Below are 10,259 nucleotides of genomic sequence, written 5' to 3'. Positions count from 1 at the left end.
CTACTTATCGGACACTCCGCCCGCTGCCAGCCGTTCACGCAGAGTCTTGGGCCGGATGTCTGTCCAGTTCTGTTCGATGTACTCCAGGCACTCGACGCGGCCGGCCGCACCGTGCGTCACCCGCCAGCCGGCGGGAACGTCGGCGAAGGTGGGCCACAGGCTGTGCTGCCCTTCGTCGTTGACCAGGACGAAGAAGCTGCCCTGTTCGTCGTCGAACGGATTGGTGCTCAACGCGTCTCCATACTCGTTATTGACGTACCAGTAACAGTTTGCCAACTTTACTGCTGCCTGTGACCCCTGTCACTGACTGTGACCGTTGTCACCGGAAATCACGCATATTCGGCGGGTTACAGCTAATTCGCTTTCCGTATCGGTCGTCGACGCCGCGGCGTCTGGTGGGGCCATTGCCGCGGTGACTGCGGAATCGGGTCTGTCAGCGCGTTCGGTCGCTCACTTCCGCTACGGATGGTAGCGGTGCGGCTGCCAAATATTCACGTTCTCGAAGATTTTTTCCGTCACGAGCTAATCCGCGCCGCCACGCCCGAGGGCGCTACTCGACACGCTGCGCCCGGACGGCCATCTCCAGCAGATCAGCGGCTGAAGCTGCGCTTTTGGCAGGTTCGGTGATCTTGGTGGCGAGCTCGCGGGCACGTGCGACGTAGTCCGGGGCAAGGATCGCGCGCAGATCCGCCACCAGGGTTTCCTCGGTGGCGGTCGAGAATCGGCGGGCGGTACCGACCTTCAGACGCTTGACCGCCCCGCCGTAGACGGCGTGCACCATATCCCAGAACAGAATCAATTGCGGAACACCGGCGCGCATGCCGATCGGGGTGGTACTCGATCCACCGTGATGGACCAATGCGCGGCATTTGGGAAAGATCGCCGGGTAGTTGAGGGTGCTCACCACCTTCACGTGGTCTGAGACCGCGACTTTGCTGAAATCGCTACCCGCTGCCCCGATCAGTGCTCGTTCACCCAGCCGCGCGCAGGCCGAACTGATCATCGCCACGGTGTCGGCGGGCGACTCGACCGGGATGCTGCCGAAGCCGAAGTAGATCGGCGGCGTCCCCGCGTCGATCCACGAGACGACGTCCGCGTCGGCATCTGTCGCCAACCCCAGCGTCAGTGTCCCGACGAACGGCCGCTGCGCCGCGAACTCCAACCACTCCTCGGCCAGCCCCGGGAAGCACGCCTCGTCGTAGGCCTGGATCTCCAGTGACCCGCGTTCGGTGATGCGTCGCGGCGCCGACCCGGTCGATTGCGGCAACGCCAGCGCGCTGCGCTGGGTGTCCTCGACCTTCTTGGTCACCCGCCACGACAGCCACCAGAACGCCCGCACCGCGGCCTCCGCCAACGGCGCGGGCAGGGATGACAGGATCCGGCTGTTCGGGCGCAGCGGGAAGTAATGCAGCGTGGCCAGCGGAATGTCGTAATGCTCCGCGACGTTGGCGGCGGCGTCCTCGAAGTTGATTCCGGTGAAGATCAGGTCGGCCCCGTCCGCCAACTCCACCAGGGTGTCGCTCATCTCCTGCCAGCCCTCCAGCAGAGGTCCGGCGATCTCGACGCGTGACCGGAACATCCGCCGCAACCGCCAGGGAGTGCTGAAGAAGCACGTCCAGAAGTCGCGGTGCGCATCGAGGATGCTCTCGGCCTTCGGCCCGAACCCGACCGTCTCGATCCCGGCCGACTCGGTGAAACCGACCAGATCGGGCGGGACCGCCATCGTGACGTCGTGGCCGCGGCGCACCAACTCGCGACCGACGGCTGCCGAGGGCTCGATGTCCCCGCGGCTACCCCAGGTCGCCAATACGAATCTCATCGTGTACGGCCGCGCCTACTTGGGTGACGAGCCGGCGCCCGCCGCGAGGAACTCGTCGACGTAGCGCGGCGGCTTCAGGTTGAGCAGGCGTTTCCGGTCAGCCTTGAGGTCGTCGTAGGTCAGCGCCGCGACCTGCTCTGGTGTGTAGGACAGGGTCGATTCCGGAGTTCCCCTGCGGACGAAGCCGACGCCCTGGTCGCACTTGAGCACACCGACCATCAGATCGGGACGGGTGCTGCGCAGGTGGACGATCGCCTTCCACACATCGCCGTTCCACAGCCCGATGACCAGCGGCCCCTTCTGCTGGGCGATGAAGTCCTCCCAGGACTCCGCGCGCCGGCCGGCCAATTCGAACGGCGGATTGCAGTCGTGCAGGAAGATGACGCCGTCCTCGCGAAGGTGGCGCACCGTGTACTCGACGTCGCGCACCACCTGTTCGTAGGTGTGCAGGCCGTCGATCAGCGCGACGTCCACGGGATGCCGTTCGAGGAAATCGGCCTGGTTCTCGAAGAAGTCGTCGCTGGTGGTCTCGAAGTAGTGGGTCTCGCGACCCTTCGCATCGGCGAGTTCACGGGTGCGCTGGGTCAGCCGGAACGCGGGGTCGACCGCGATCTTCACATCGGCGCTGATCTTCTGGAACGCCTGGCCCCGCGACACACCGATCTCCAGGTACACCGGATTCGTGCGACCGTGGAGCGCGCGCTGCACAGCCTTGATCCGATTCATGCCCGGCAGCGCGTCTGCCAACATCACCAGCCCGTTATTGATACTCACGCGACGATCCTGCCCGTAAATTGACGATCCTGTTCATAAAACACGCCAACTGCGGCTGACTTCAAGAAAAGAGGCACCGATGGCACGAGCGTTCACCGGTTCGGCAGACTCTACGGCTCCGGTCGATGAGATCCACGCCGCGTTCGGCAGCGAGGACTACTGGCGGGATCGGCTCGCCACGAGCGAGGCCGTGACGACCCTCGACGATCTCGATGTCGGCGACGACGGCACGATCGTGGTGCGCTACACCCTCGACGTCGGCCGTCAGCTGCTGCCGGGGATGGTGGCCAGACTCCTGCCCGGTGACGTGACGATGCGCTACCAGGAGACCTGGACGCCGAGGGAACAGGTGGTCGCGGGCCACATCGCGGTGTCGGTCTCGGGCGGGCTGGGATCGTGCGACGCCACCACGAGACTCGAGCCGACCGCCACCGGTTCCGCGCTGCGGTTCGACGGCCGCGTCGAGGTCAAGATCCCGCTGATGGCGGGGAATCTGGAGAAGGCCATCGGAACCGACCTCGCCAGAAACATCCCGTCGGTGATGGATTTCACCACCACCTGGATCGACGAGAACCGTTGACGCCGTAGGCTATCGGCCGTCAGCGCCGAGCGCACCGAGCCCGGTGATCTCCAGGCTCACAGACTTGCGCTGACCCGCGGCGCCGAGCATGAACGCGATGTCGCCGAGCGGAGCGCCCAGCCAGAACCGCCAGAACCGCTTGTCGAAGAACGCCCACACGTACCGCCCGTCTCCGAGGCTCCAGTACCCGGTGATCAGGATCAGGTAGTACGCGAAACGCTTCCAGCGGGAGGTGACCATCTCGACGTTCATCTCCCAGATCTCCAAGCCCCACGCGCGGTAGCGCCACTGCAGCCCGTACTTGCGCTGAAATTCGTAGAACGCGCGCATCTCGCCGTTGGTCACCAGGTACTCGTCGAAGACCAGGACGGATCCTTCGACGAAGCGGTCCTTGCAGGTCTCCAGTGCGTGCAGGCAACTCTCGTAGGTGTCGAGATCCATGTGGAACAACGTGATCGGCGCATCCGGCCGCTCGGCGAGGAACGGCGCCAGCGTGTCGTAGGTCATCCCCTTGATGAACTCGACCTTGCGGCCCAACGCCGGCGGCAGACCGTCTTGCAGGGTCACGCCGGTGTCGGCGATGAAGCGCTGCGCGAGTGGCTCGGTCAGCGAGAAGGTTCCGCGCTTGATGACGAGTTGGTCGTCGACCTGCCAGTCCTCGACCAGACCCTCGAAAGTGTCGAATCCATACACCTGCCTGCCGCTGGCGTCGGCGGCCAGGCGGGTCGACCATCCGATCCACACCCCCAGGTCGAGGAGTAGTTCCTCGGGGTCCTCGCGCGACGGCGGCGGCAGCTGCGCCGCCTCGCGCAACAGCACGTGATCGCGTGTCTTACACCGTCGCAGACTCTCCATCGTCTGCCGGATGAACCCGCGGTACTCGTCCTCGTAGACCCGGGTGTCGCGGGCATACAGGTTGGGGATGTAGCGGTCGCGGCCCCGGTAGATCAGCCGGGCACAGCCGAGCAGCAGCGCAAGGCCGCCGAGCACGGCCAGCAGGACCGGGAAGAAGTAGCACAGCGTGGCGATCGCGAGCACGATCACCGCCAGCAGCGCGTGCCACACGCGATGGAGCGTGGTCCGATCGACGGGCCGCTTTCTCGTGCGGTCCGCTGTGTGTCCGTCGACTACGCTCACCGTTTCCTCCAAGCTCTCGGCTAGCAGACTAGGGCGTCGAGCCGGAATTTTGGCCCACTCGAGCCCAGATACTGACGGATGTGAAAATTGTTGGTCGGGCGCTCCGCGCGTCAGCGCGTGGCACGTCGATCACTACTCACCCAGCCGACCCAGTCCGGTGATCTCCAGGCTCACAGACTTGCGCTGGCCCGCGGCACCGAGCATGAACGCGATGTCCCCTGCCGGCGCACCCAGCCAGAAGCGCCAGAATCGCTTGTCGACGAACTGCCACACAAAGCGACCGTCCCCCCTCAACCAATACCGGGAGATCCAGTCCGTGTAGTACCAGAGCCGTTTGACGGGCGATCTGACCATGCGGACGTTCATCTCCATGGCTTCCAGACCCCAGGCGCGGTAGCGCCATTCGAGTCCGTACTTTTCCTGGAACTCGTAGAACGCCCGCATCTCGCCGTTGGTGACCAGGTATTCGTCGAAGACGAGGATGGACCCTTCGACGAAACGGTCCTTACAGGTCTCCAGCGCATGCAGACAGCTCTCATAGGTGTCGAGGTCCATGTGAAAGAGCCGAATCGGCACGTCGGGTCGAGCGGCCAGGAACGGAGCCAGCGTGTCGTAGGTACTTCCCTTGACGAATTGCACGTCACGTCCGAGCGCGCTGGGAACCCCGTCCTCCAGGGCAACCCCGGTATCGCGCATCAGCTGCCGCGCAAGAGGTTCCGCCAGGGAGAACGTCCCGCTGTTGATGACGACGTGGTCATCGATCTGCCAATCTTCGACAAGCCCGGTGAACGTGTCGAATCCGTAGACCCTGCGACCCGACGCTTCAGCGGTGAGCCTTGTGGACCATCCGATCCACACCCCCAGATCGAGCAGCAACTCGTCGGCCGTATCTCGCGACGGAGCCGGCAGCCTCGACGCCTCCCACAGAAGGGTGTGCCCTGGGATCTTGCGGTCTCGCAGGGACGTGAGCGAGTCTGCGATGAAGGTGCGATAGGCAGCCTCGTACACCGAGATGTCGCGCGAGTAGAGGTTCGGGATGAAGCGGTCTCGACCGCGGTACACCATGCGTCCGCACACGAGCAGGACAGCCGCCACCCCGACCACCACCAACGTCATGGGTGCGACCGCAACCACACCGACCGCCATGGCGATGGCGATCAGCCTCCACAGTCGATGCAGGTTCGTGTGGTCTGACGACCGACGATCACTGGCAACCATCAGCACCCCTGTTTCACTCGCTCGTGCGCGCCATCGCTGACTGGTTCCGCATGCGGGTGAACCCGCATCCCTATAATTGACGCTCCCGGTATTATTACCCGGACCGCACCCTTGGGATCGCGTGTAGGTCACCTCGTTTCCTCCAGAGGAAACCGAAAGGGGCAGCTGATGTCGACATCCGTACTGATCAGTGGCGGGGCGGGATTCATCGGGTCCGCGCTTGCGCGTCGACTTGTCGATGCCGGCTACGACGTCGCGGTGATGGACATCCTGCATCCACAGGTGCACGGCCAACACGTCGCGGTGGACCTTCCACCGGCGGTGCGCTTCTTCACCGGCGACGTCACCCACGCTCCGGACTGGGACGCCGTGCTCCGGTTGTTCCGGCCCTCCCAGATCGTGCATTTGGCAGCCGAAACCGGTACCGCTCAGTCACTCTCGGAAGCGACGCGGCACGGTGCGGTGAATGTGGTGGGTACGACGCAACTCCTCGACGCGCTGAGTCGGGCGGCCTACGTCCCGGAGCATTTCGTTCTCGCGTCTTCGAGAGCCGTCTACGGCGAGGGCGCATGGAGGGCCGGGGAGCACGTCTTCTATCCGTCCCCACGCGACCATGCCCAATTGCTGGCTGGACAGTGGGATCCCCGTGGCCCTTCCGGCGAGGAAGCCGCGCCGATCGCGAGCGCGGCCACACAGACAGAGCCGCGACCGACCAACGTCTACGCCGCGACCAAACTCGCCCAGGAACACATTCTGGCGGCGTGGGCATCGGCTCATGACAGCAATCTCAGCGTTCTGCGCCTGCAGAACGTATACGGCCCCGGGCAATCCCTGACGAATTCGTACACCGGCATCGTCGCGCTCTTCGCCCGCCTTTCGCGCCAGCGCCTTCCCCTGGAGGTGTACGAAGACGGCAGAATCGTGCGGGACTTCGTATTCATCGACGACGTCGTCGATGCACTTTTCGCCTCGATCCGGCGCCCTGCCGACGGTACACGCCGGGTGGACATCGGTTCCGGTGTGCCGACCACCATTCACGAGCTGGCCACGATGACCGCGGCTCTCTGCGGTGCGCCCGAACCCAGCGTCGTCGGGAAGTTTCGGGACGGCGATGTGCGAGCGGCCAAGTGCGACATCCGTTCCGCGATGCAGGAACTGGATTGGCGTCCGAAGTGGTACCTCGAAGACGGTCTGAATGCACTCCTGAATTGGATTGCCACCCAGCCGGATTAGCGCAGATTGCGTCAAGCGTGAGCGACGGGGAATTCTCGGCAACAGTCCGTTCGACCAGGTTCGGACCCAATATCATAAAACTCGATTTGCCCACTTCGGGCACTGTTAGGATGTCGTAATGAGTTGGCAGAGCGAGGAATACGCTGGCGCAGGTTCGGCGTCCGGTACGGATATCCTAGGTGCCGCCCGGCGGATTTCGAGCACTGCGGCCACGCGGATTGCGAAACCATTCAACGAGATCGCCGAACGTCTGCACAGGCTTCGGGTGATCTATTACAACCCCGAGGTCTACTCGCTCTATACCTACAAGTCCACCGGCGCGGAGCCGGAGGAGTACAACAAGTGGTATTTCAACAAGTTGGTATGGCACGAAACCACCTGGATGGGAATCGAGTGCTATAAGTCCGTCAGCGATATGTGGAATTACCAGGAGGTACTGCACGACCAGCAGCCGTCGTTGGTCGTCGAGTTCGGCACCTTCTGTGGCGGTTCGGCCCTCTTCTTCGCGAGCGTGATGAGGGAGATCGGAAAGCCTTTCAAAGTTCTTTCGGTGGATATCGACCATTCCCGCCTGCGGCCGGAAGCGCGTCGCGATCCCGACGTCATCTTCATGGAATCCTCGTCCACCGCCTCCGAGGTTGCCGACCGGATTCGGGCGCTCAAGAAGGAGTATCCGGGAAAGATCTTCGCGATCCTGGACAGCGATCACTCGAAGGACCATGTGCTCGCCGAGATGAAGGCATTGCGTCCCATACTGTCGAGCGGCGATTACCTCGTGGTCGAGGACTCCGTCCTCAACGGGCATCCGGTTGCGCCGGGGTGGGGGCCTGGGCCCTACGAAGCCATCGAGGCGTACGAGTCGGAATTCCCGAACGACTACATCCACGACGAAGAGCGCGAGGCGAAGTTCGGCTTCACCTGGGCGCCGAGAGGCTATCTGGTCCGGGCGTAGCGGCCCGCGAGTTCCTCCAGCAGATCGGTCGCACCGGCCACGCTCTCAGCGGGCGTGGCCAGCCGCTTCGACAGTTCGCGGACATTCGTGCTGTACCGCGGGGCCAGGATCGTGCGCAGGTCATCTGTCAGGGTTTTCTCGTTCGTCGCCGAAAATCGCCGCGCCGCACCCACTTTGAGTCGCTTGAGCTGAGCTCCCCAAAGCGTCTGGTGCATGTCCGTCGACAGGATCAGTGTCGGCACCCCGGCGCGCAGACCCAACGCGGTGGTACCCGTGCCACCGTGGTGTACGACGGCGCGGCAGGCTGGGAACACCGTCGCATAGTTCACCGCTCCTACCACCTTGACGTGGTCATAGGCAGGGACGTCCTCGAAGTCGACGCCGGCGGTGCCGACCAGAGCCCGCTCGCCGAGTTGTGCGCACGCGCCGGCGATCATCGCGATGGTGTCCGCCGGGGATTTTATCGGCATACTCCCGAACCCGAAGAAGATCGGTGGTGTCCCCGCGGAGATCCACGACGCGACCTCCTCGTCGACGTCGGTCGGCAGTTCCATGGTCAACGTGCCGATGAACGGCCGTGTGTCACCCCATTTCGCCCATTCGGCCGCCAGGCCGGGGAAACAGGCTTCGTCGTAGGCCTGGATCTCCAGACCTCCCCGGGCGGCGATCCACCAGGGCCACGGCCCCTTGGCCTTCGGCAGGCCCAGCGCGCGGCGCTGCGCGGCGTCGACCTTGCGCTCGGAACCGCCCCGCGACAGCCATTCGTACACGGTGAGTGCCCGCCGCAACAACGGCGCGGGGATGGACGGCAGCACCTGGCCGTTGGCACGGGTCGGGAACCAGTGCAGGGTGGCCAGCGGAATGCCTTGATGCTCAGCGACGTTGGAGGCCAGCCGCTCGAAGGCCAGGTTACTCGTGAACAACAGGTCAGCGTCTTTGGTCAGTGCCGTCAACGTCGTACTCATGCCGGCCCAACTCGCGCGCGGAGTGGAGATGGCGCGGTTCAACCGGACCAACTCGCGGATCTTCCAGGGCGTGCGGAACAGACATGTCCAATAGTCGCGGTATGCGTCCACGATGTCTTGGAGTTTGGGACCGTACGCGACGGCGGGGATACCGGCGGACTCGGTGAAGTCGATGAGGTCGGGTGGGACCGCCATCTGCACCTCGTGACCGCGCCGCAGTAGCTCGCGCCCGACCGCTGCACACGGTTCGACCTCACCGCGGCTGCCCCAGCTTGCCAGGACGAATCTCATCGGGCCCCCACCGTTTTCGATCGTGCGAAGTCCTCGACCAGGGTGGCCGCCAGCGCTGCTCCCTCGGCGGGTTTGGTCATCTGGGTGGAGAGCTCGCGGACGCGGGTGCGGTATCGCGGTTGCAGGATCGTCCTCAGGTCGGACACCAACGTCTCCTCGTCGGCTCCCGAGAATCGCCGTCCGGTACCGACTTTGAGTCGCTTGATCTGCGATCCCCACAAAGCCTGGTTCGCGTCGGTCGACAGGATCAACGTCGGGACCCCCGCCCGCAAGCCCAACGCGGTCGTACCCGAACCCCCGTGGTGGACCACGGCCCGACACAGCGGGAAGATCGCCGCGAAGTTCACCACACCCACCACCTTGACGTGGTCGTACTGGTCGATGCTCCCGAAGTCGTCCCAACCGGCACATACCAGAGCGCGCTCCCCGAGCCGCGCACACGCGGACGCGATCATCGCCAACGTCTCCGAGGGCGATTCCACCGGCATGCTGCCGAAGCCGAAGAAGATCGGCGGAGCGCCCGCGCCGATCCAGGATGCGACCTCGTCGTCGGCGTCGGTGTCCAGTTCCAGTGTCAACGCGCCGACGAACGGACGCTGGGTACGCCACGTCGACCACTCGTCAGCCAGACCGGGGAAGCACACCTCGTCGTAGGCCTGGATCTCCAGCGGGTCACGGTCGACAACCCGCTGTGGCCACGGACCGCCCGCTTTGGGCAACCCCAGTTCACGGCGTTGTTCGGCTTCGACCTTCCTCGCCCACCCCCCGCGCGACAGCCAGTCGTAGGTGGCCATGGCCGAGCGAGCCAGCGGCGCGGGCAGGAACGGTGCCAACTGGCCATTGGGCCGCATCGGATACCAGTGGAGGGTGGCCAGCGGGATCCGCTGATATTCGGCGACATTGGCCGCCTGCACCTCGAAGCCGACATTGCTGGTGAGCAGCAGATCAGCACCGTCGGTCAGCGTGGTCAACGTCCTGCTCATCTCGCCCCAACTCTCGTTGAGGGGTTGCCACATCTCGTGCAGCAGCTTGTTCATCTCACGGAGCTGCCAGGGTCGCCGGAAGAATCCCGTCCAGAAATCGCGGTAGGCGTCCATCATCGATTGCAGATCCGAACCGAACCCGACGGTCTCGGGCACCGCCGCCGCGGCGTAACTCACCAGATCCGGCGGAACAGCCATACGAACCTCGTGGCCCCGGCGCACCAACTCGCGGCCCACTGCAGCACACGGCTCCACTTCCCCGCGGCTTCCCCAACTTGCCAGTACGAACTTCATGACCCGTCAGAGG

The 10,259-nt window shown here is 64.5% G+C and carries 10 protein-coding genes; 3 read left to right on the top strand and 7 right to left on the bottom strand.

All coding sequences use genetic code 11. The features are described from left to right. The 3 genes from BST38_RS24975 to BST38_RS24965 form a co-directional block, all read right to left on the bottom strand. A complete protein-coding gene (locus BST38_RS24975; RefSeq protein ID WP_083146184.1) occupies window positions 1-231 on the bottom strand; it encodes an MbtH family protein in 231 nt (76 codons plus the stop codon). Between the two features lie 319 nt (window positions 232-550). After that, a complete protein-coding gene (locus BST38_RS24970) occupies window positions 551-1,819 on the bottom strand; it encodes a glycosyltransferase (RefSeq protein ID WP_083146183.1) in 1,269 nt (422 codons plus the stop codon). 15 nt (window positions 1,820-1,834) lie between these two features. Next, the gene (locus tag BST38_RS24965) at window positions 1,835-2,593 is read right to left on the bottom strand and encodes a class I SAM-dependent methyltransferase (protein WP_237160911.1); all 759 of its coding nucleotides are present in this window, start codon (window positions 2,591-2,593) and stop codon (window positions 1,835-1,837) included. Between the two features lie 79 nt (window positions 2,594-2,672). Between BST38_RS24965 and BST38_RS24960 the strand changes: the two genes are divergently transcribed. Beyond that, window positions 2,673-3,173, top strand: a complete 501-nt coding sequence (locus BST38_RS24960; protein ID WP_083146182.1) for a DUF2505 domain-containing protein — start codon at window positions 2,673-2,675, stop codon at window positions 3,171-3,173. Between the two features lie 9 nt (window positions 3,174-3,182). Here the strand turns inward: BST38_RS24960 and BST38_RS24955 are convergent, their stop codons facing one another. Together BST38_RS24955 and BST38_RS24950 are read right to left on the bottom strand one after the other, a co-directional pair. Continuing rightward, on the bottom strand, window positions 3,183-4,310 hold the full coding sequence (locus BST38_RS24955) for a TylF/MycF/NovP-related O-methyltransferase (RefSeq protein WP_083146201.1): 1,128 nt from the start codon (window positions 4,308-4,310) through the stop codon (window positions 3,183-3,185). A 132-nt stretch (window positions 4,311-4,442) separates the two neighbouring features. Next, on the bottom strand, window positions 4,443-5,426 hold the full coding sequence (locus BST38_RS24950) for a class I SAM-dependent methyltransferase (protein ID WP_420872540.1): 984 nt from the start codon (window positions 5,424-5,426) through the stop codon (window positions 4,443-4,445). Window positions 5,427-5,696: 270 nt separating this feature from the next. Between BST38_RS24950 and BST38_RS24945 the strand changes: the two genes are divergently transcribed. Together BST38_RS24945 and BST38_RS24940 are read left to right on the top strand one after the other, a co-directional pair. Then, entirely contained in the window at window positions 5,697-6,761 is a 1,065-nt protein-coding gene (locus BST38_RS24945) for an NAD-dependent epimerase/dehydratase family protein (RefSeq protein WP_083146181.1), read from the top strand. A gap of 118 nt (window positions 6,762-6,879) precedes the next feature. Next, complete coding sequence (locus BST38_RS24940; protein WP_083146180.1) at window positions 6,880-7,713, top strand: rhamnosyl O-methyltransferase; 834 nt, start codon at window positions 6,880-6,882, stop codon at window positions 7,711-7,713. Here the strand turns inward: BST38_RS24940 and BST38_RS24935 are convergent. Both BST38_RS24935 and BST38_RS24930 read right to left on the bottom strand, forming a co-directional pair. Then, window positions 7,695-8,969, bottom strand: coding sequence for a glycosyltransferase (locus tag BST38_RS24935; protein WP_083146179.1), 1,275 nt, complete (start codon window positions 8,967-8,969; stop codon window positions 7,695-7,697). The genes BST38_RS24940 and BST38_RS24935 overlap by 19 nt on opposite strands. Continuing rightward, complete coding sequence (locus tag BST38_RS24930) at window positions 8,966-10,246, bottom strand: glycosyltransferase (RefSeq protein WP_083146178.1); 1,281 nt, start codon at window positions 10,244-10,246, stop codon at window positions 8,966-8,968. Before BST38_RS24930 ends, BST38_RS24935 begins: the two co-directional genes overlap by 4 nt. Window positions 10,247-10,259 lie beyond the last annotated feature (13 nt).

Source organism: Mycolicibacterium parafortuitum (assembly GCF_002086815.1).
GTDB classification, from domain to species: Bacteria; Actinomycetota; Actinomycetes; order Mycobacteriales; family Mycobacteriaceae; genus Mycobacterium; species Mycobacterium parafortuitum.
The sequence above is the reverse complement of the archived record's forward strand: the minus strand, read 5'-3'. Positions and strand labels throughout refer to the sequence as shown.